This is a genomic window from Mycobacterium shigaense (genome assembly GCF_002356315.1).
Classification (GTDB): Bacteria; Actinomycetota; Actinomycetes; order Mycobacteriales; family Mycobacteriaceae; genus Mycobacterium; species Mycobacterium shigaense.
In genome coordinates, this window is sequence record NZ_AP018164.1 from 2,034,463 (window position 1) to 2,055,257 (window position 20,795).

Consider the following 20,795-nt stretch of genomic DNA (forward strand, 5'->3'; position numbering starts at 1 on the left):
GGGCACGTAGGCTCTCTCGGGGGTAAAAGACCGATTCTCAAGGAGATAAAAGGAACGTGGCATCGTCTTCGGCGCCGGTGCACCCTGCCCGCTACCTGTCGGTTTTCTTGTTCTTGCTCGTGGCCGTCTACCTGTCGGTCTTCCTGACCGGCGACAAACGGGCGGCCCCGAAGCTCGGCATCGATCTGCGGGGTGGCACCCGGGTGACGCTGACCGCGCGCACGCCGGACGGATCCCGTCCGAGCCGGGAGGCATTGGCGCAGGCGCAGCAGATCATCAGCGCCCGGGTCAACGGCCTGGGTGTGTCCGGCTCGGAGGTCGTCGTCGACGGCGACAACCTGGTCATCACGGTGCCCGGAAACGAAGGCAACGAGGCCCGCAACCTCGGCCAGACCGCCCGCCTGTACATCCGGCCGGTACTCAACTCGCAGCCCGCCCAGGGCGCGACGCCCAAGCAGCCGCCGGGTCAGCCGCCCGCCGGCACACCGGCCGGTTCTCCCGGTGGCCCGGGCGGGCTCCCTCCGGGGCTCGAACCCGGGGCCCCAGACCAGCAGGCGCCGGTGCCGCCGGGCCAGGTGCCCGCCCCCCAGCCCGCGCCCACCGGCCAGCCCGCGCCCACCGGCCAGCCCGCGCCGCCCGGGCGGCCCGCGCCGCAACCCCGTCCCTACCCGCAGGACCCGCCGCCGGCCCCGAGCCCGGCGCCCAGCCCCGCGTCGCCGTCGCCGGCGCCCACGAGCAAGGCGCCCGCGCCGGCCAGCCCCGCCCCGGCGCCCGGAGCGCCGGCCGGGCAAGCTCCGCCCGTTGACGTGCCCGCGCCGCCCGACCCGCGCAAGGACCTCGCCGACCGCATCCAGGCGATGAAGGAACTTCGGCAGAGCGAGAACCCGTACATCCAGATGGTGGCCATGCAGTACATGGCCGGCCATTGCGACAAAGACGACATCCTGGCCGGCAACGACGACCCGAAGCTGCCGCTGGTGACCTGCTCGACGGATCACAAGGTCGCCTATCTGCTGGGGCCGTCGATCATCAGCGGCGATCAGATCCAGGACGCCAGCTCGACGATGAACCAGCGCGGCATCGGCTACGTCGTCGACGTCCAATTCAAGCCCGCCGAGGCGAACACCTGGGCCGACTTCACCGCCGCCCACATCGGCACCCAGACCGCGTTCACCCTGGACTCGCGGGTGGTCAGCGCCCCCATGATCCAGGAGGCGATTCCGGGCGGCCGGACCCAAATCACCGGGGGTGACCCACCATTCACCGCCGCGACCGCGAGTCAGTTGGCCAACGTCCTGAAGTACGGGTCGCTGCCGCTGTCCTTCGAGTCCTCGGAAGCCCAAACCGTCTCGGCGACACTGGGATTGACGTCGCTGCGGGCCGGGCTGATCGCTGGCGGGATCGGCTTGATCCTGGTGCTGCTGTACTCGTTGCTGTATTACCGGGTGCTGGGGCTGCTGACGGCGCTGTCCCTAATTGCTTCCGGCGCAATGATTTTCGCGATCCTGGTGATCCTGGGGCGTCAGATCAACTACACCCTTGACCTGGCGGGCATCGCTGGTCTGATCATCGGTATCGGGACCACGGCCGATTCCTTCGTGGTGTTCTTCGAACGCATCAAAGACGAGATCCGCGAGGGCCGTTCCTTCCGGTCCGCGGTGCCACGCGGCTGGGCGCGGGCCCGCAAGACGATCGTCTCGGGCAATGCCGTCACCTTCCTGGCCGCCGCGGTGCTGTATGCCCTGGCGATCGGCCAGGTGCGCGGCTTTGCATTCACGTTGGGGCTCACCACGATTCTCGACATCGTGGTGGTGTTCCTGGTGACCTGGCCGCTCGTCTACTTGGCCTCCAAGTCGCCGACGCTGGCGAAACCCGCCTACAACGGCCTGGGCGCCGTGCAGCAGGTCGCCCGCGAACGCCGGGCCTCGGCGCAGGTGAAGACGGGACGGGGATAGCGATGGCTGCCAAAGAAAAGTCCGACGCCGAAGTGAACGAGTTCACCGAGGCCGGCGAGAGTGCCGTGGAGCTGACGACCTCCGAAGCGGCGGCCGGCCTGCCGCGCCACAGCTTCCTGTCCCGGCTCTACACCGGGACCGGCGCCTTCGAGGTGATCGGCCGACGCCGGCTGTGGTATAGGATCAGCGGGACGATCGTCGCGATTGCGGTCTTGTCGATCGTGTTGCGGGGCTTCACGTTCGGGATCGATTTCAGCGGCGGCACCACGGTGTCGATGCCCGCCGCCGGTGCGACGGGCACCGTGCAGACGTCGCAGGTGTCCGAGGTCTTCCGTAAGGCGATCGGCCGCGATCCGGAATCGGTCGTCGTCGTCGGCAACGGCGCGTCGGCGACGGTGCAGATTCGCTCCGAGACGCTGTCCAACGACCAGACGACCAAGCTGCGAAACGCCCTGTTCGACGCTTTCCAGCCCAAGGGCGCTGACGGCAAGCCGAACAAGGCGGCCATCAGCGACTCGGCGGTGTCGGAGACCTGGGGCGATCAGATCACCGACAAGGCGTTGATCGCGCTCGGTGTGTTCCTGGTGCTGGTGGGCGTCTACATCATGATCCGCTACGAGCGCTATATGGCCATCTCCGCGCTGACGACCATGGTCTTCGACCTGACCGTCACCGCCGGCGTGTATTCGCTGGTCGGTTTCGAGGTCAGCCCGGCGACCGTCATCGGCCTGCTGACGATCCTCGGATTCTCGCTGTACGACACGGTCATAGTGTTCGACAAAGTCGAGGAGAACACGAACGACTTCCAGCACAAGAACCGGCGCACCTTCGCCGAGCAAGCCAACCTGGCGATCAACCAGACCTTCATGCGCTCGATCAACACCAGCCTGATCTCCGTGCTGCCGGTGCTGGCCCTGATGGTGGTGGCGGTGTGGCTGCTGGGCGTGGGCACCCTGAAGGACCTGGCGCTGGTGCAGCTGGTCGGCATCCTGGTCGGCACCTACTCGTCGATCTTCTTCGCCACGCCGCTGCTGGTCACGCTGCGCGAGCGCACCGAACTCGTCCGGACCCACACCCGGCGGGTGGCCAAGCGGCGCAGCCCCGGCGCACGATCGGGCGGTCAGGAGGCCGCCGACGACCTCGAACTCGACGAGGCGCCGCAATCCTCCGGCGACGACACGCCGGGCCAGGACGCGCAGGATAGCGACGCGGCCGCAGCCGTGACGAAGCCGGCACCGAGCAAGCCGGCGCCGGGTGCCCGGCCGGTGCGGCCCACCGGAACCCGGCGCCCGACCGGCAAGCGAAACGCCGGTCGGCGGTAGCCCGGATGGGCATCCGGTGTCGGCGGGCGGGGGGCGACGTTGGCTTGTACACCAGGTGGCACGGCCTGAAAAGGTGGGCCATCGCCGCCCTGGCTTTCCCGGTCGCCGTCGGATGCACGGTGACCGGGTGTTCGGGTAGCGCCGCCTCGCAGATCGTCTACGTGGTCGACGGGACTCTGGGCACCTACAACACCAACACCGTCGCCGGCGCCGCATCGGCCGGGGCTCAGGCGTTCGCCCGCACGCTGACCGGCTTCGGGTATCACGGGCCTGATGGGCAGGTCGTCGCCGACCACGACTTCGGCACCGTCTCGGTGGTGGGTGGTTCGCCATTGGTGCTCGACTACCAAATCGCCGACAACGCCGTCTACTCCGACGGCAAGCCGGTGACCTGTGACGACCTGGTGTTGGCCTGGGCGGCCCAGTCGGGACGGTTCCCGGGCTTCGACGCCGCCACCCAGGCCGGCTACCTCGACATCGCCAACATCGAGTGCACGCCGGGGCAGAAGAAGGCTCGGGTGTCGTTCGTCCCGGATCGCGGCATCGCCGACTACATGGAGCTGTTCAGCGCGACCTCGCTGATGCCGTCGCACGTCATCGCCGACCAGCTCAACATCGACGTGACCGCGGCGGTGCTGGGCGACAACGGGCCGTTGGTGGCGCAGATCGCCAAGCTGTGGAACACCACCTGGGACCTCAAACCCGGCCTGAAATCCGACGAGATCCAGAAACGGTTCCCGTCGTCGGGGCCGTACAAGATCGAATCCGTCCTCGACGGCGGCGCGGTAGTGCTGGTGGCCAACGACCGCTGGTGGGGCCCCCGCGCGATCACCAAGCGGATCACCGTGACGCCGCAGGCGCCGGACATCCAGGACCGGGTCAGCAACCGCAGCGTCGACGTGGTGGACGTGGCGGCCGGCTCGTCGGGAGCCCTGAACACCCCGGACAACTACGAGCGCAGCGACGCGCCGTCGGCCGGCATCGAGCAGCTGATCTTTGCGCCGCAGGGGCCGCTGGCGCAGACCAAGGCGCGGCGCGCGCTGGCGCTGTGCATCCCGCGCGACGCGATCGCGCACGATGCGGGCGCCCCGATCGCCAACTCCCGGCTGTCCCCGGCCACCGAGGATGCCGTCGCGCAGGGCGACGGCGCCGCCGAGGCCGCCAAGTTCGCCAGGGCGGACCCCGCCGCCGCTCGTGACGAGCTGGGCAATGCGCCGCTGACGGTGCGAATCGGTTACCACGGGCCCAACGCGCGGCTGGCGGTCACCGTCGGGACCATCACCAAGTCCTGCGCTGCGGCCGGCATCACCGTCAACGACGTCAGCCTGGACTCGTCCGGGCCGCAGGCCCTCAAGGACGGAAAGATCGACGTCCTGGTGGCCAGCACTGGCGGCGCCACCGGCAGCGGATCCACCGGGTCGTCGGCGATGGACGCCTATGACCTGCACACCGGTAACGGCAACAACCTGTCGGGCTACTCCAACGCCCAGGTCGACGGCATCATCGGCGCGCTCGCGGTGTCCGCCGATCCGGCCGAGCGCGTTCGGCTGCTCGCCGACGCCGCGCCGGTACTCTGGGCTGAGATGCCGACGTTGCCGCTGTACCGACAGCAGCGCACGTTGCTGATGTCGAAGAAGATGTACGCGGTGAGCAGGAACCCGACCCGATGGGGCGCGGGCTGGAACATGGACCGATGGGCTCTGGTGCAGTGACGACCATCGACGATGCGCCCGACCTCGGCGACATCATCGGGTCACTGACCCGTGAGGTCGCCGATTTCCCCGAGCCCGGGGTCCAATTCAAGGACCTGACCCCCCTGTTCGCCGACCGCGAAGCGATGCGGGCCATCACCGCCGCGCTCGCCGGCCTCGCGGACGGCGTGGACCTGGTGGCCGGCGTCGACTCCCGCGGGTTTTTGGCGGCCGCGGCCATGGCCGACCGGCTGGACGTCGGCGTGCTGGCCATTCGTAAGGGCGGCAAGCTGCCGCCCCCGGTGCTCACGGAGAGCTACGACCTGGAGTACGGCAGCGCCACCCTGGAAATCCCCGCGGACGGCATTAAGCTGCGCGGGCGCCGCATCATGATCGTCGACGACGTGCTGGCCACCGGCGGGACCCTGGGCGCAGCGGCGCGCCTGTTGCAGACTGCCGGAGCCGACGTGGTCGGCGTCGCGGTGATCGTGGAGCTCACCGAGCTGGGGGGCCGGGCGGCGCTGAAGCCGCTGCCCGTGCACGCCCTGAGTCGCGTCTGACCGCGCCGGTTGCGGGGGCGACGGCCGCAGAACGGGCCGGGCAATCGGACTTAGGAGATATTCTCGAAGGTCGGAGGCAACTTACGGAGGTTGACGTGGCGGACGAGCCAAGCACGGCGCAAGCCGTCGTGCCGCCCACGGAAACGCCCCCGGCGTCCGGGCCCGTCGTTGAGGCGCCGGAGTCGCCGACCGAGACCCTGAAGACGTCCAGCAGCGCGTCGCGCCGGGTCCGGGCGCGGCTGGCTCGCCGGATGACCGCCCAGCGCAGCGCGCTCAACCCCGTGCTCGAGCCGCTGGTGGCCGTGCACCGCGAGATTTATCCCAAAGCCAACCTGTCGATGCTCAACCGGGCCTTCGAGGTCGCCGACCAGCGCCACGCCAGCCAGTTCCGGCATTCCGGGGATCCTTACATCACCCACCCGCTGGCCGTCGCCAACATCCTGGCCGAATTGGGCATGGACACCACCACTTTGGTGGCCGCGCTGCTGCACGACACCGTTGAAGACACCGGGTACACGCTCGAGGCGTTGAGCGAGGAATTCGGCGAGGAGGTCGGCCATCTGGTCGACGGGGTGACCAAGCTGGATCGCGTGGTGCTGGGCAGCGCCGCCGAGGGCGAAACCATCCGCAAGATGATCACCGCGATGGCGCGTGACCCGCGGGTACTGGTGATCAAGGTGGCCGACCGGCTGCACAACATGCGCACGATGCGCTTCCTGCCGCCCGAAAAACAGGCACGCAAGGCCCGCGAAACACTGGAAGTGATTGCACCCCTGGCACATCGGCTGGGTATGGCCAGCGTGAAGTGGGAGTTGGAAGACCTCTCCTTCGCGATCCTGCACCCCAAGAAGTACGAGGAGATCGTGCGGCTGGTCGCCGGCCGGGCACCGTCGCGCGACACCTACCTGGCCAAGGTCCGCGCCGAAATCGTCGCCACCCTGACGGCGTCGAAGATCAAAGCGACCGTCGAGGGCCGGCCCAAGCACTACTGGTCGATCTACCAGAAGATGATCGTCAAGGGACGCGACTTCGACGACATCCACGACCTGGTCGGCATCCGGATCCTGTGCGACGAGATCCGGGACTGCTATGCCGCTGTGGGCGTGGTGCATTCGCTGTGGCAGCCGATGGCGGGACGGTTCAAGGACTACATCGCCCAGCCCAGATACGGCGTCTACCAGTCCCTGCACACCACGGTCGTGGGGCCCGAGGGCAAGCCGCTGGAGGTGCAGATCCGCACCAGCGACATGCACCGCACCGCCGAATTCGGCATCGCCGCGCACTGGCGGTACAAGGAAGCCAAGGGCCGCAACGGGGTTCCGCCTTCGCATGCGGCGGCCGAGATCGACGACATGGCCTGGATGCGTCAGCTGCTGGACTGGCAACGGGAGGCCGCCGACCCCGGCGAGTTCCTGGAGTCGTTGCGTTACGACCTTGCGGTGCAAGAGATTTTCGTGTTCACCCCCAAGGGGGACGTGATCACACTGCCGAACGGTTCGACGCCGGTCGACTTCGCCTACGCGGTGCACACCGAGGTGGGCCACCGCTGCATCGGGGCCCGGGTCAACGGCCGCCTGGTGGCGCTGGAGCGCAAACTGGAAAACGGGGAAGTCGTCGAGGTTTTCACCTCGAAGGCACCCAACGCCGGGCCGTCGCGCGACTGGCAGCAATTCGTGGTGTCCCCGCGTGCCAAGGCTAAGATCCGGCAGTGGTTCGCCAAGGAGCGGCGCGAGGAGGCGCTGGAGACCGGTAAGGAGGCGATGGCCCGCGAGGTGCGCCGCGGTGGACTTCCGTTGCAGCGCTTGGTCAATGGCGAGTCCATGGGCGCGGTCGCCCGGGAACTGCATTACACCGACGTGTCAGCCCTGTACACCGCGATCGGTGAAGGCCATGTTTCGGCACGCCACGTCATGCAGCGGCTGCTGGCCGAACTCGGCGGCATCGACCAGGCCGAGGAGGAACTCGCCGAGCGGTCCACGCCCACAACGATGCTGCGGCGCCCGCGCAGCACCGACGACGTGGGGGTGTCGGTTCCCGGCGCTCCGGGCGTGCTGACCAAGTTGGCGAAGTGCTGCACACCGGTGCCCGGGGACCCGATCATGGGATTCGTCACCCGCGGCGGCGGCGTCAGCGTGCACCGCACCGACTGCACCAACGCCGCGTCGCTGCAACAACAGGCGGAGCGAATCATCGAAGTGCTTTGGGCCCCATCGCCTTCCTCGGTTTTCCTGGTGGCGATTCAGGTCGAGGCGCTGGACCGGCACCGGCTGCTGTCCGACGTGACGCGGGTGCTGGCCGACGAAAAGGTGAACATCCTGTCGGCGTCGGTCACCACTTCGGGCGACCGGGTTGCGATCAGCCGCTTCACTTTCGAGATGGGCGACCCCAAGCACCTGGGGCATCTACTCAACGTGGTGCGCAACGTCGAGGGCGTCTACGACGTCTACCGGGTGACCTCCGCGGCGTAGGCGGACGTATCGGCGGTGGCTCAGCCGATTTTGAATGAGTTGATCGTCACCGGGCTGGCGGGCATGCCCTCCTCGCCGTTGCCGACGACGCCCACCGCCACGATCTTGTCGATGGTCACCAGGCCCGCCTGGTCGATCGCGCCGAACACGGTGGAATCGGGGTTGGACACGCTGTCCTTGTACATCATGTTGAACTGGCTGCCGTTCGGATTGGGCCCGCTGAAGGGCGCCATCGTCAGGGTGCCGCGCGGGAACAGCACGGGGTCCTTCAGCGCAGGACTATTGGGACTGAATTGGTTGACGGGATATTCGTCGGCGAACTCGTAACCCGGGCCGCCCGCGCCGTCGGCGTCCGGGCCACCGCACTGCAGCAGGCCGAAATTCGCCTGGATGATCAGCTTGCCGCAGATGGTGCCGTTGAAGAACTGCTGCTGCGCAAGGCTAACGAAGCTGTTGACCGTGCACGGGGCCTTGGCGTTGTCCAGCTGGATGCCGATGTCGCCGACATTGGTCGAGATGGTGGCCTTGATCACCGGCGGGCTGGTGGACACCTGGCCGGACGGCGGCGGGTTGACCTGTTTGACGGACGGGTCCTGCGAGGCCGGGTATTGGCAGTTCGCGCCCAGGTCCGGCGGCGGAGCAAACGCCGGCAGCGGCGGTACGTCGCCACTGCTCGTTCCCACGCCCGGCCGTGGCGCCTTGGTCCGGCTGGGGTGGGTCGGGTTTTGCGCGGCGGTGTTGCCGGCGTTGCCCGAGGAGGAATCGCTTTGGGTGGTAAGGGTGATGACCAAGACGATCACCGCCACCAGCGCGACGACCGACCCGGTGACGATGCCCACGATGAGGCGCCTGCTCGAGGGCGGCGCGGGCACGCCCGGCTGCGCCGCGGCTGCCGGCGGAGGTCCCGGCTGCTGCGGGCCGGCCATCGCGGGGACGGGATCCGGCTGCGCTTGGCTGCCGGTCAGCTGCCCGGGCACGGCCTGCTGGTACACGGCGGTGACCGGCGCCGCGGACGGCGCGAGCGGGCTGGTTCGGGTGCCGTGGCCGGTGCCGGACAGCGCCGCGCGGGCGGCCTCGGCGAACTCGATCGCGGTCTGGTAGCGCTCGTCGACATCTTTTGCCATCCCGCGGGTGACGACCTCATCGAGGGCCGCCGGCACATCGGGTGCGTCGATGGACGCCCGCGGCGGCGGGGTGAGCAGATGCCCGTTCATCTGTTCTTCCAGGCTCTCGCCCGGGTAGGGGCGGTGGCCGGTCAGGCACTCGTGCAACACGCAGGCGAGCGAATACACGTCGGCGCGGTGATCCGTTGTGCCCCTGAAGCGCTCGGGTGCCATGTAGGCCACGGTGCCCATCGTGTGGCCGGCGCGGGTCAGTTGGGTGTCCGCCGCGGTTCGCGCGATGCCGAAGTCGATCAGGTACACGAAGTCGCGCGCGCTGGCGATCAGAATGTTCGACGGCTTGACGTCGCGGTGGATCAGTCCCACCTCGCGAGCGCTATCCAGTGCCGCCGCAACCTGTTCGATCACCGCGACGGCGCGGTCGGCGCTGAGTCGTCCCCCGTTTTCGGCGATGTACTCCTCCAAGTCGCGGCCCTCGACGAGCCGCATGTCGACATAGAGCCGGCCCTCGATCTCCCCGTAGTTGTGGATCGGCACGACGTGCGGGTCGTTGAGGCTGGCCGCGATGCGGGCCTCCCGGCGAAAGCGTTGCTGAAATTCGTCATCCTCGGCCAGATGAGGGGGCAAGACCTTCAGGGCCACGATCCGGTCGGTGGCGACGTCGTAGGCGCGAAAAACCTGCCCCATACCGCCTCGGCCCAACATGCCGCGCAGCTCATAATGACCGAAAGTGTCCGACCCCACGCAACGACCATAAACTCTTCGACCTCTGGCGGCGGGGGATAGCCCACAATAGGTGCCGATTTGCGCGCCGCCGCACCCGGTGTCGGGCACCGACGACCGACTGTTCGAGATGAAAGTGCTAGCGCCGCAACGATATAACGGCGCGTCTCCGCGCGCTCGTCGAACGGTGGCGCTACGGCGTTGCCGTGCAAGGCAACCGCGGCCCGGGATCAGTCGATCCGGGCCCAGTTGATGTCGACCGGCCGGGCAGGCAGCCCGCTCTCCCGACCGCCGGCGACACCGACGGCGGCGATCTTGTCGAGGACCGGCAGGCTCGACGGGTCGACCGCGCCCAGCACCGTGTTGGTCGGGGTCATCTCGGAGTCCTTGAACAACATGGCGAACTGGCTGTCGTTGGTGTTGGGTCCGTTGGTGGCCTGGATGACGGTGCCGCGGGGGTAGACCAGGTTCGCCCGAAGTCCGGGATCGTCGGGCGGATATTGGTTGACGGGATACTCGTCGCCGAATTCGTAACCCGGGCCGCCGGTGCCGTCCGCCGCAGGACCCCCGCACAGGATCAATCCTCCGTCTGGTACGACCACCATTCGGCCGCACGTGGTGTTGTTGAAGAATTGTTGCTGCGCCAGGCTGACGAAACTGTTGACCGCCCAAGGCGACTTGGCCTTGTCGAGCTGAAGGCCGATATCGCCGAAATTCGTAGAGATGGTGGCGTTGACTACCGGCGGGGTGGTGGTCACCCGGCCGGACGGGGGCGGGTTGACCGGCTTCACGGACCCGTCCGGGCTGGGCGGGTACTGGCAATTCGCGCCCAGGTCGGCCGGCGGCGCGAACGCCGGCAGTGGGGGCACGACGGCCGTGGTCGAGGTGGTGGATCCGGGTGGCTGAATGCCGAATTTCGGGGCCCGCGCGCGTGTCGGGGTGTTCGCCGCGGTGTGGTCGTTTTGCGTGAGGAGGACGAAGACCAGGGCGGCGACGGCGGCCAGTGCGAAGACCGACCCGGCGACGACGGCAAGCGTCAGGCGGCGATTCGACGTCGGCTGCGGCGGCTGCTGCGGTGCGGGGAGCGTTGCCGGGGGCGGGCCGGTGGCTGGTGGTGCGGGCGGTGGCGGTGGCGGGGGGTAGGGCGCGGTGCCCGGGGTGGCGGCGTAGTTGGCGCCGGTCAGCGTGGCGCGGGCGGCTTCGGCGAGCTCGATGGCGGTCTGGTAGCGCTGGTCGGGGTCTTTGGCCATGCCCCGGGCGACGACCTCGTCGAGAGCCGGCCACAGGCCCGGGGCCAGCGCCGAGAGCCGCGGCGGCGCGGTGTTCAGGTGCCCGTTGAGCTGCTCTTCGAAGCTATCGCCGGGGTAGGGGCGCCGCCCCGTGAGGCATTCATAGAGCACACAGGCCAGCGAGTACACATCGGCGCGGTGATCGGTGCTGCCCCGGAACCGCTCCGGGGCCATGTAGGCCACCGTGCCCATCGTGTGACCGGTGTGGGTCAGCGCGGTGTCGGCGACCGCGCGCGCGATGCCGAAATCGATCAGGTAGACAAAGTCACGCGCGGTGGTGATCAAAATGTTCGACGGCTTGACGTCGCGGTGGATCAGGCCTTCCTCGCGCGCTATCCAGTGCCGCGGCGACCTGCTCGACCACCGCCACGGCACGCTCGGCGCTGAGCCGTCCCCCGTTTTCGGCGATGTAGTGGTCCAAGTCGCGGCCCTCGATCAACCGCATGTCGACATAGAGTCGCCCGTCGATCTCCCCATAACCGTGAATCGGCACCACGTGCGGGTCGTTGAGACTGGCCGCAATCCGGGCCTCCCGGCGGAAGCGCTGTTGAAACTCGTCGTCCTCGACCAGATACGGAGGCAGCACCTTCAGCGCCACGACCCGGTCGGTCGCCGAGTCGTAGGCACGAAACACCTGCCCCATGCCGCCGCGGCCCAACAACTCCCGCAGCTCATAATGCCCGAACGAATCCCCCGCCACGCCAACACCTTAAGCCGCTAGGCAGGAAAGTACCGGACCGCGAGCCCGCCTGTGGGCGTGGCTCGTCTTGCGCCGCTACGGGGTTAGTCGAGCAGGATGGATTTGATGAGAACTTCGCTGGCCGGTGGTCCGTCTTCACCGCCGCCCTGCACGCCCGCCTTGGCGATCTTGTCCAGGACGGCCAGCCCGTCGGCCTGAATGGTGCCGAAGACGGTGTATTGGGGCGGCAGCTGGGAGTCCTTGTAGACCATGAAGAACTGGCTGCCGTTGGTGCCCGGGCCGGCGTTGGCCATGGCCAGGGTGCCGCGCGGATATACGACGGGTTCTTGCAGCTTGGGGTCGTTCGGCGGGTATTGGTCGGTCGGGTACTCGTTGGCGAACTGATAGCCCGGCCCGCCGGTGCCGTCGCCCTTGGGGTCGCCGCATTGCAGGACGCCCAGCGTTTCGGAGGTGGTCAAGCGGTGGCACTTGGTGTTGTCGAAGTACTTCTGGCCGATCAGGCTGGCGAAGCTGTTGACCGTGCACGGTGATTCGTTGTTTGCCAGCAGCAGGCCCAGGTTGCCCTGGCTGGTCGACATGCTGGCGCTGACCGTGGCCGGATCGGTCGGGATCTTGCCGGTGTGCGTCGGCGGCTTGACCGGCTTGGCGGCCGGCTGCTGCGGGGTGGGCTGGTACTGGCAGTTGGCTCCCGTGCTCGCCGACGGCTTGAACGGTGGCAGCGCCGGCGCGGGCGGGACCGGCGCCGTCGGCGACGTCGAATTGGCGGCCGAGGTGGCCGGCGTGGTGCTCGATGTCGCGGCGCTGGTCTTGTGCTTGTTGTTGGTGTTGATCACGGTGACCACCACCGCGGCGATCACGGCGATGGCGGCGATCGCCCCGACGGCGATGAGAATGATCCGGCGGGTTCGCGCTTGCTTGGCGCGGCGCTCGATCTGGCGCTCGAGTTTGCGCTTGGCGGCGGCACGTCGCTGTTCGTTGGTCGGCACGAAAACCCAGGCTAATGGGGGAGTCGCCAGGCGTGTCAAGTGGCCCCGCCACCGGGTGGTTTCGCGCGCCGGCGCGGGTCGCATCGGCGCCGGCAGCCCGGGATGGGAAACTGTCAACCGTGTTGATCACCGGATTTCCCGCCGGCGTATTGCAGTGCAACTGCTACGTGCTGGCCGAGCGACCCGGAACGGACGCCGTCATCGTCGATCCGGGACAGCGGGCGATGGGACCGTTGCGGCGGATCCTGGACGAGAATCGGCTGACCCCGGCCGCGGTGCTGCTGACGCACGGCCACATCGATCACATGTGGTCCGCGCAAAAGGTTTCGGACACCTACGGTTGCCCCACCTACATCCACCCCGAGGACCGGTTCATGCTCAAGGACCCGATCTACGGCATGGGGCCGCGGCTCGCGCAGCTGGTGGCCGGTTCCTTCTTCCGGGAGCCCAAGCAGGTGGTCGAGCTCGACCGGGACGGCGACAAGATCGATCTGGGCAGTGTGACGGTCAACGTCGATCACACGCCCGGCCACACCCGCGGCTCGGTGGTATTCCGGGTCGCTCAGGCGACCAAGACCGACGCCGACGTCGTGTTCACCGGTGACACGCTGTTCGAGCGCTCGGTGGGCCGCACCGACCTGTTCGGCGGCAGCGGCCGCGACCTGCTGACCTCGATCCTCAACAAACTCTGGGTGCTCGAAGACGACACCGTCGTGCTGCCCGGACACGGCAGCGCCACCACCATCGGCGTCGAGCGACGTGAGAATCCGTTCCTCGAGGGCCTGAGCCAGTGACCGAGGAATTCACCGCCTTTTCGGCACCCAAGGGCGTTCCGGACTATGTGCCGCCCGACTCGGCGCAATTCGTCGCGGTGCGTGACGGGCTGATCACCGCTGCCCGCCGGGCCGGATACGGCGATATCGAACTGCCCATCTTCGAGGACACCGCGCTATTCGCCCGCGGTGTAGGGGAATCCACCGACGTGGTGTCCAAGGAGATGTACACCTTCGCCGATCGCGGTGACCGTTCGGTGACGTTGCGCCCCGAGGGCACCGCCGGAGTGGTTCGCGCGGTGATCGAGCACGGACTGGATCGCGGCGCGCTGCCGGTGAAATTATGTTACGCGGGGCCGTTTTTCCGCTACGAGCGCCCGCAGGCCGGCCGCTACCGCCAACTGCAGCAGGTCGGTGCGGAGGCGATCGGCGTCGACGACCCGGCGCTGGACGCGGAGGTGATCGCGATCGCCGACGCGGGTTTTCGTGCGCTGGGCCTGACCGGGTTCCGGCTGGAACTCACCTCACTGGGCGACGACACGTGCCGCCCGCAGTATCGGGAGCTGTTGCAGGACTTCCTGTTTGCGCTGGACCTCGACGACGAGACGCGCAGGCGCGCGCAGCTCAATCCGCTGCGGGTGCTCGACGACAAGCGGCCCGAGGTGCGCGCGCTGACGGCCGACGCGCCGGTGTTGCTCGATCACCTGTCCGACGACGCCAAGCAGCACTTCGACACGGTGCTGGCACATCTCGACGCCCTGGGGGTGCCCTACGTCATCAACCCGCGGATGGTGCGCGGATTGGACTATTACACCAAAACCACCTTCGAGTTCGTCCACGACGGTCTGGGCGCACAATCCGGCATCGGCGGCGGCGGCCGCTACGACGGCCTGATGCGACGGCTGGGCGGACAAGACTTGTCGGGCATCGGTTTTGGGCTCGGGGTGGACCGTACCGCGCTGGCGCTGCGGGCCGAGGGCCGCAGCGTGGGGGAGACCACCCGGTGCGACGTGTTCGGCGTGCCGCTCAGCGAGCCGGCCAAGCTCAAACTGGCGGTCCTGGCCGGCCAACTGCGCGCGGCGGGGGTCCGCGTCGACCTGGCCTACGGCGACCGGGGGCTCAAGGGCGCGATGCGCGCCGCCGACCGTTCCGGGGCCCGTTTCGCGTTGGTCGCGGGCGAGCGCGATCTCGACGCCGGCACGATCGGGGTCAAGGATCTCTCGACCGGCGAGCAGGTCGCTGTGCCGTTGGATTCAGTTGTCGCCGATGTGCTTTCGAAGCTGTAGCGCTGACCCTAGGGCAGCGCGGCCGGAGTCATTTCTTGCTCGGAATGACGATGACGACGATCAGGGTGATGATCGAGAAAAATAGCCCGAGAATGCCCCATCCCAGCGCACTGCGGCCCTTCGTTGCGGCGATGACGGCGCACACAATTGCGGCGATGATGCTGCCGATGAAAACGAAAATTCCCTTGATGCTGCGCAGAATAAAACCCGCAGCAACGGGGTCCGTACTCGCCAAAATCACTGAGTGCAACATGCCGGGTCCTTTCGCGCGGGGCCCAGAGGTGATACCCACACGAAACTGAAATAAAACGCACTTCTCATGCGCCCGTAAACGGTCGAATTAACCTCGACCGGGCGCAGATTCAGAAAACGTCAAATCAGGTTGTCGCCGGCCGCTTTTCGCAGCGGGGCCGGCAGGCCGGCCCCGCTGCGGGCACTACGACGAGGCCTTGATGCTGATCTGGTCGACCTGGGTGTCGCCCGGCGGGCGGCCGCAGGCTCCGGTGATGTAAGTGTGAGTGGCGGTGCCCGTCAGGGTGTTGGGGTCCCAGACGGTGTGCGTGGTCGTGCCGTAGAGCGTGTAGCCACCGCCCACGCAGTTAACGTTGCTCATCGTGTCCATGACCCATTGACCGTCGACCAACGTGGCCTGGCTGGCTCCCAGCCCGGCCTTGATCCAGAGGCATCCGTTGCCGCAGGAGTTGACGGCCCAGCTGTTGTCGATGGTTCTGCCGCTTGGCGTCGTAGACGTCTCGGTGTAGTTGCCGTTCATCGTTGGCGTGTCCGCCCAGGCCGGGCTGGCGGTACCGGTAGCCAAACAGGCGAACACAGCGGTTGCGGCTAAGCCCCGTGCGATGGCCATGCTCGTATTCCTTCCATGGAGCTAATCAATGGCACCTTGATGATGTCGCACGGTTCAGGGTTTGTCGCGGCGTGGCAAAGTTTGCTTACGTCCTCTTAACATGACGCCTCTGGCAAGGGGTGGCACGACGCGGACCCGCACACGTCCGGGCGCGATTAGGTTGTGCCGCAATGGGCCTGAATACCGGATTGGGCTAAACCGTCGAGCGCCGGCGGAAGTTGCCCGTGGTGGACGATGCCGAGGCGCTGGGTGGCGCGGGTGAGCGCGACGTAGAGCTCGGCCGCCCCCCGAGGGCCATCGGCGAGGATTCGTTGCGGCTCGACGACCAACACGGCGTCGAATTCCAGGCCCTTGATCTGCGCGGCCGTAACCGTCCCCGGCACACCCGGCGGACCGATCACGACGCTCGTTCCAACACGCGCCGCCTCGCTGCGCACGAATTCGTCAATGGCCGAGGCTAATTGGCTCTCTTCGACCCTGCGCGCCCAGGGCTGGACCCCGCACGCGCGGACCGACTCCGGGGGCACCACCTCGGGCGCGAATTCGGCGAGCAGCGCGGCGGCGACGGCCATGATCTCGGCCGGGGTCCGGTAATTCACCGACAGCGACCGGTACAGCCAACGACTCGGCACGTAGGGCTCCAGCATCGCCGCCCACGACGTCGCACCCGCCGCCGACCGGCGCTGTGCCAGGTCGCCGACCACCGTGAAGGAACGGCCGGGACAGCGCCGCATCAGTACCCGCCAGTCCATCTCGGAGAGCTCCTGAGCCTCGTCGACCACGATGTGCCGATACGTCCAGTCGCGGTCGGCGGCGGCACGCTCGGCCAGCTCGCGGGTGTCGCGCTCGACGAACCGGTCCGCCAGCGCCTCGGCATGGATGACGTCACGGGCGATCAGATGATCCTCGTCGTCCATCAGGTCTTCCCGGGCCGTCATCAGGTCCAGCACGCCGGCCGCGTACTCGGCCTCGTAGTTGCGCTCCCGTTCGGCGGTCGCCGCGGCCGCCGCGGCCACCCTGTCGTGGCCCAGCAGGTCGACCAGTTCGTCGAGCAGCGGCACGTCCGACACCGTCCACGCTTCGCCGTCGACGCGCAACAGCGTCTGCGGGGCGCCCACGGAATGCAGCCGCTCGGGAGACACGTACAGCCACGCCAACAGCTCCTGCGGCGTCAGGATCGGCCAGAGCCGGTCGAGCGCGGCGGCGAATTGGTCGTTGTCCGCGAGCTCTGCCAGCAGGTCGGCGCGCAGCTGTTCCCAGGCGGTGCGGTCCTCGCGGGTCAGCCAGCCGCGGCCGATGCGGGCGATCGCCCGTTCGGTCAGCGCCCAGCTGAGGATGTCGGTGAACACCGCGCGGGCCTGGTTGTGCGGCTGTCGGCTGCCGCGCGCCTCGTCCCGCGCCCACCCCGCGAGCTCGGCGTCGATGTGCATCGTGACGTCCGCCAGCTCGATCTCCAGCGGGTGCACGGGCAGCCGCTGCCGCTCGGCGATCGCGGCGGCGAGCACGTCGAGGATCTTCAGCGAACCCTTGAACGCCGCGGCATCGGGGGTGTCCTCGGCGGTGACTTGCAACCCGGGCACCAGGTCGCCGGTTGTGCAGAACACCACGCTGGATTCGCCGAGCGACGGCAGGACCCGGTCGACGTGGTTCAGAAACGCGGCATTGGGCCCGACCACCAGCACACCGTGGCGTTCGATCCGCTCCCGCTGGGTGTAGAGCAGGTACGCGACGCGGTGCAGCGCCACGACGGTCTTTCCCGTTCCGGGGCCGCCCTCGATCACCAGCACGCCCGGGTGATCGAGGCGGATGATCTCGTCCTGCTCGGCCTGGATGGTGGCGACGATGTCGCGCATGCCGTCCCCGCGCGGCGCGTTCACCGCCGCCAGCAGCGCCGCGTCCCCCTGCGCGTCGCCGCCGGGACGGCCGAACGTCTCGTCGGTGAACTCGAGCACCCGGCGCCCGCGGGTGTGGAACTGGCGGCGCCGGCGCATGTTCTCCGGGCTGGCGGCGGTCGCGGTGTAGAACGGGCGCGCCGCCGGCGCCCGCCAATCGAGCAGCAGCGGCCGGTAGTCGTCATCGGCCTCGAAGAGGCCGATGCGGCCGATGTAGGACCGCTCGCCGCTCACGGCGTCCAACCGGCCGAAGCACAGCCCGTAGTCGGCCACGTCGAACCGCTTCACCTCCCGCGCCAGCGCCCGGACGTCGGCGTCCCGATCCGCTAGGGACTCGCCGTCGCCCAACAGCGCCGCCCGGTAGTTGTCTTTGACCCGCGCGCGCTCGGCATCGAGCTGGGCGTAGAGCCCCGTCACGTAGTCCTGCTCCGCCCGCAGTTCCTCGTCGTACTCAGCTTTCGGCAAGCGTCCCTCCACCACGTTTCGTCTCGGCCAAGTGTAGGGGCTTGCTTGACACCGAATCGAACTATTGTTCGAATAGGGTATGCGGTGGGCCAGTCAGGCGGTGGCGGTCAACGGCACCGCCGTCGACGACGGCGCGCTGCCGGGCCTGCAGCGGATCGGGTTGGTGCGCAGCGTCCGGGCCCCGCAGTTCGACGGCATCACCTTTCACGAGGTGCTCTGCAAATCGGCGCTCAACAAGATTCCCGAGGCCGCCGCGTTGCCGTTCAGGTACACCGTAAACGGTTACCGAGGCTGCTCGCATGCCTGCCGCTATTGTTTTGCCCGCCCCACTCACGAGTACCTGGACTTCAACTGCGGCAACGACTTTGACACCCAGATCGTGGTCAAGACCAACGTCGCCGAGGTGTTGCGTCGTGAGCTGCGCCGGCCCTCGTGGCGGCGCGAGACCGTGGCGCTGGGCACCAACACCGATCCCTATCAGCGTGCCGAGGGTCGCTACGTGCTGATGCCGGGCATCGTCGGGGCGCTCGCCGAATCCGGGACGCCGCTGTCGATCCTGACCAAGGGCACCCTGCTGCGCCGGGATCTGCCGCTGATCGCCGATGCCGCCCAACGGGTTCCGGTGTCGGTCGCGGTGTCGCTTGCGGTGGGCGACGCCGAGTTGCACCGCGATGTCGAGCCGGGTACCCCGACGCCGCAGGCGCGGCTCGGGCTGATCGCCGCGATCCGCGACGCCGGTCTGGATTGTCATGTGATGGTCGCCCCGGTGCTGCCGCATATTACGGATTCGGTCGAGCACCTCGACGCGCTGCTGGGCGACATCGCGGCCGCAGGCGCCACCGGAGTCACGGTGTTCGGCCTGCACCTGCGCCGTTCGACCCGCGGCTGGTTCATGTCCTGGCTGGCGCGCTCGCATCCCGACCTGGTCGGCCCCTATCGCGAGCTGTACCGGCGCGGCTCATACCTGCCGCCGGGCTACCGCGCGATGCTGCGGGAGCGGGCCACGCCGCTGATCGCGAAGCACCTGCTGGCCGGTGGGCATCGCCCGTTCGCGCAGGCGGCCGGCGCGGCGCAGCCGGAATCCGTTCAGCCGACGCTGTTTTGAGCTAGGCCGGCCCGCCGCCGCGGGGTTTGGTCAGGGTGAACTCGTCCACCGCGATGACCGCGCCGGACGGTCCGCTCAAGGCGTAGTGCGTCGCCTTGATCGTGGTGTTGCCCCCGGGCTGGCCGGGGTCGACGTCGAAGGCCGCGAAGCCGTACGGGTTGTCGCGGTCGCGAAACGCGGACCAGGGCGCGTCCTCGAGGACATAGATCGGCCGTTTGCGGCCGATCGCGGGGTCGAACGCGCCGACACCGGTGATCACCCGGGACTGCGGCCGGGGGAACAACACGCCGTTGGTCGGCGCCGAGGTGCCGCCCCCGCCGATGACGACGTGCACCGTGCCACGGGTGGCGTCGATCAGATCGTCGCGGGTGTCGGCGGGCATCGGTGTGCGGGTATCGGTGGTCAGTGAGCCGCGCAAGGGATGCGAGCGTTCGTAATGATGCTCGTGGCCGCACAGCACCAGGTCCACCTGGTACTGGTCGAACAGCGGCAGCCATTGCTCGCGGATGCCGAGGTCGGCGCCGTTGGCCAGGGCCGCGGTGGAGATGGCGGTCTGGTGCATGCAGATGACCACCCAGTCGATGTCCGGGTCGTGTCGAGCGGCCGCGAGTTCGGCCGTGAGCCAACGCTTTTGCTCACCGCCCGAATAGCCGTGGATGTAGAAGTTGCCGCCGTCCTGCAGGGCCACGTCGTCGTTGTTGAGGCTGATGACCCGTACCGAACCCGCGGTAAACGAATACCACAGCCCGCGCAGGTCCTGGCTGGCTCCCGAATCCGGCAGAGCGAAGTAGGCTTGGTAGGCGCCGTAACCGACCGGCCCGTTGCCCCATTCGTTCTCGTGGTTGCCCGCCGCCGGCATCCACGGCCGGTGTCGTGCCGAGCGGGTGTTGTTCTCGAACCATGCCGACCAGGTGCGCACTCGATCTTGTGCGAGGTTGGCGTAACAGAGGTCGCCGTTGACCAGATTGAATAGCGGGCCGAGGTGCTCGATGGCCAGGGTGGTGTCGGCCGCCGCCGGTGAGCCGATGTTGTCGGTGCTGTAGCTGCCGTCGGGCAGTCGTTCCAGCGTCGGGGTCGATTGATCACCGAAGCTGGTGAACCGCAGTGCTTTTCGTCCCGACGGAGCCGTCCGCACCGTGCCGTGCACCGGCTCGGCGCCGTCGTGCGCCGCGGCATAGACATAGTCGGTGTCCGGGGTCAGGTTCGTCAGGCGGGCGTGGTTGACGCGCACCTCGGTATTCGATTTAGCGTCCCGGTAGGTGCGGGTTTCGGCCGGCACGGTGCGCCCGAGACCCGCTGCCGGGGTGCCCAGCATGACGCGCGGATTGTGGACGGCGTCGGTGGTGTGCCAGGACACCACCACCTCGGTGCCGGCGTTCTTGCCGAATTGCAGGTGCACGCCTGCCACCGGCGGGGCGCCGTGCCGATCCGGCTGATACCAGGCCGCGGGGCCGCCCGGATGCGACCACAGCAGCGCGGCGCCGCCGCCGATACCGGCACCGAGGACGGCCGAGGTGGCGCTGGTCGTCAACAGCCGGCGCCGGCTGATGGCGGGCGTGCCCTCCACTGGGGCCGGGTCGGCGCTCATGGTTGTTTC

14 protein-coding genes and 1 pseudogene are annotated in these 20,795 nt (G+C 68.4%); 8 read left to right on the forward strand and 7 right to left on the reverse strand.

Translation table 11 applies throughout. From position 1 onward, the window contains the following. Nucleotides 1-56: 56 nt before the first annotated feature. From secD to MSG_RS09720, 5 genes are all read left to right on the forward strand, one after another. Nucleotides 57-1,955, forward strand: coding sequence for a protein translocase subunit SecD (gene secD, locus MSG_RS09700; protein ID WP_096439146.1), 1,899 nt, complete (start codon nt 57-59; stop codon nt 1,953-1,955). A gap of 2 nt (nt 1,956-1,957) precedes the next feature. Then, nucleotides 1,958-3,277: a protein translocase subunit SecF gene (gene secF / locus MSG_RS09705; protein WP_096439148.1), complete on the forward strand. Its 1,320-nt coding sequence runs from the start codon at nt 1,958-1,960 to the stop codon at nt 3,275-3,277. Between the two features lie 5 nt (nt 3,278-3,282). Further along, a complete protein-coding gene (locus MSG_RS09710; protein WP_096439150.1) occupies nt 3,283-4,989 on the forward strand; it encodes an ABC transporter substrate-binding protein in 1,707 nt (568 codons plus the stop codon). Further along, entirely contained in the window at nt 4,971-5,528 is a 558-nt protein-coding gene (locus MSG_RS09715) for an adenine phosphoribosyltransferase (protein ID WP_373421128.1), read from the forward strand. The genes MSG_RS09710 and MSG_RS09715 overlap by 19 nt, the downstream gene beginning before the upstream one ends. Before the next feature lie 95 nt (nt 5,529-5,623). Further along, a complete protein-coding gene (locus tag MSG_RS09720; RefSeq protein WP_096439154.1) occupies nt 5,624-7,996 on the forward strand; it encodes a RelA/SpoT family protein in 2,373 nt (790 codons plus the stop codon). Between the two features lie 20 nt (nt 7,997-8,016). On the opposite strand, the gene MSG_RS09725 is transcribed toward MSG_RS09720, so the two are convergent. The 3 genes and pseudogenes from MSG_RS09725 to MSG_RS09735 form a co-directional block, all read right to left on the reverse strand. Continuing rightward, the gene (locus MSG_RS09725) at nt 8,017-9,861 is read right to left on the reverse strand and encodes a protein kinase domain-containing protein (protein ID WP_232011205.1); all 1,845 of its coding nucleotides are present in this window, start codon (nt 9,859-9,861) and stop codon (nt 8,017-8,019) included. A gap of 209 nt (nt 9,862-10,070) precedes the next feature. After that, nucleotides 10,071-11,772 (reverse strand): annotated as a pseudogene (locus tag MSG_RS09730) (protein kinase domain-containing protein). Between the two features lie 140 nt (nt 11,773-11,912). Further along, the gene (locus MSG_RS09735; protein ID WP_096439156.1) at nt 11,913-12,815 is read right to left on the reverse strand and encodes a peptidylprolyl isomerase; all 903 of its coding nucleotides are present in this window, start codon (nt 12,813-12,815) and stop codon (nt 11,913-11,915) included. Nucleotides 12,816-12,934: 119 nt separating this feature from the next. Between MSG_RS09735 and MSG_RS09740 the strand changes: the two genes are divergently transcribed. Further along, nucleotides 12,935-13,609 carry an MBL fold metallo-hydrolase gene (locus MSG_RS09740; RefSeq protein WP_096439158.1) on the forward strand — a complete coding sequence of 225 codons (675 nt, stop codon included), beginning with the start codon at nt 12,935-12,937 and terminating at the stop codon, nt 13,607-13,609. Further along, a complete protein-coding gene (gene hisS, locus MSG_RS09745) occupies nt 13,606-14,874 on the forward strand; it encodes a histidine--tRNA ligase (RefSeq protein WP_096439160.1) in 1,269 nt (422 codons plus the stop codon). The genes MSG_RS09740 and hisS overlap by 4 nt, the downstream gene beginning before the upstream one ends. A gap of 28 nt (nt 14,875-14,902) precedes the next feature. Here the strand turns inward: hisS and MSG_RS09750 are convergent, their stop codons facing one another. From MSG_RS09750 to helR, 3 genes are all read right to left on the reverse strand, one after another. Continuing rightward, nucleotides 14,903-15,127 carry a deoxyribodipyrimidine photolyase gene (locus tag MSG_RS09750; RefSeq protein WP_096439162.1) on the reverse strand — a complete coding sequence of 75 codons (225 nt, stop codon included), beginning with the start codon at nt 15,125-15,127 and terminating at the stop codon, nt 14,903-14,905. 183 nt (nt 15,128-15,310) lie between these two features. Then, entirely contained in the window at nt 15,311-15,736 is a 426-nt protein-coding gene (locus tag MSG_RS09755; protein ID WP_096439164.1) for a hypothetical protein, read from the reverse strand. Nucleotides 15,737-15,891: 155 nt separating this feature from the next. After that, nucleotides 15,892-18,093 (reverse strand): RNA polymerase recycling motor ATPase HelR, encoded by a 2,202-nt coding sequence (gene helR, locus MSG_RS09760; RefSeq protein ID WP_181159241.1) that lies wholly within the window; start codon nt 18,091-18,093, stop codon nt 15,892-15,894. A gap of 79 nt (nt 18,094-18,172) precedes the next feature. Here helR and MSG_RS09765 point away from each other — a divergent pair, with 79 nt between their 5' ends. Further along, nucleotides 18,173-19,198 (forward strand): Rv2578c family radical SAM protein, encoded by a 1,026-nt coding sequence (locus tag MSG_RS09765; protein ID WP_096439166.1) that lies wholly within the window; start codon nt 18,173-18,175, stop codon nt 19,196-19,198. Nucleotide 19,199: 1 nt separating this feature from the next. Here the strand turns inward: MSG_RS09765 and MSG_RS09770 are convergent, their stop codons facing one another. Continuing rightward, a complete protein-coding gene (locus MSG_RS09770; RefSeq protein ID WP_096439168.1) occupies nt 19,200-20,786 on the reverse strand; it encodes a purple acid phosphatase family protein in 1,587 nt (528 codons plus the stop codon). Nucleotides 20,787-20,795 lie beyond the last annotated feature (9 nt).

What these genes read in the sequence shown, in the direction of transcription:
- secF (WP_096439148.1), top strand. Translation starts at nt 1,958, where the DNA reads ATGGCTGCCAAAGAAAAGTCCGACGCCGAAGTGAACGAGTTCACCGAG.
- MSG_RS09710 (WP_096439150.1), top strand. Translation starts at nt 3,283, where the DNA reads ATGGGCATCCGGTGTCGGCGGGCGGGGGGCGACGTTGGCTTGTACACC.
- MSG_RS09715 (WP_373421128.1), top strand. Translation starts at nt 4,971, where the DNA reads ATGGGCTCTGGTGCAGTGACGACCATCGACGATGCGCCCGACCTCGGC.
- MSG_RS09750 (WP_096439162.1), bottom strand. Translation starts at nt 15,127, where the DNA reads ATGTTGCACTCAGTGATTTTGGCGAGTACGGACCCCGTTGCTGCGGGT.
- MSG_RS09755 (WP_096439164.1), bottom strand. Translation starts at nt 15,736, where the DNA reads ATGGCCATCGCACGGGGCTTAGCCGCAACCGCTGTGTTCGCCTGTTTG.
- MSG_RS09765 (WP_096439166.1), top strand. Translation starts at nt 18,173, where the DNA reads ATGCGGTGGGCCAGTCAGGCGGTGGCGGTCAACGGCACCGCCGTCGAC.
- MSG_RS09770 (WP_096439168.1), bottom strand. Translation starts at nt 20,786, where the DNA reads ATGAGCGCCGACCCGGCCCCAGTGGAGGGCACGCCCGCCATCAGCCGG.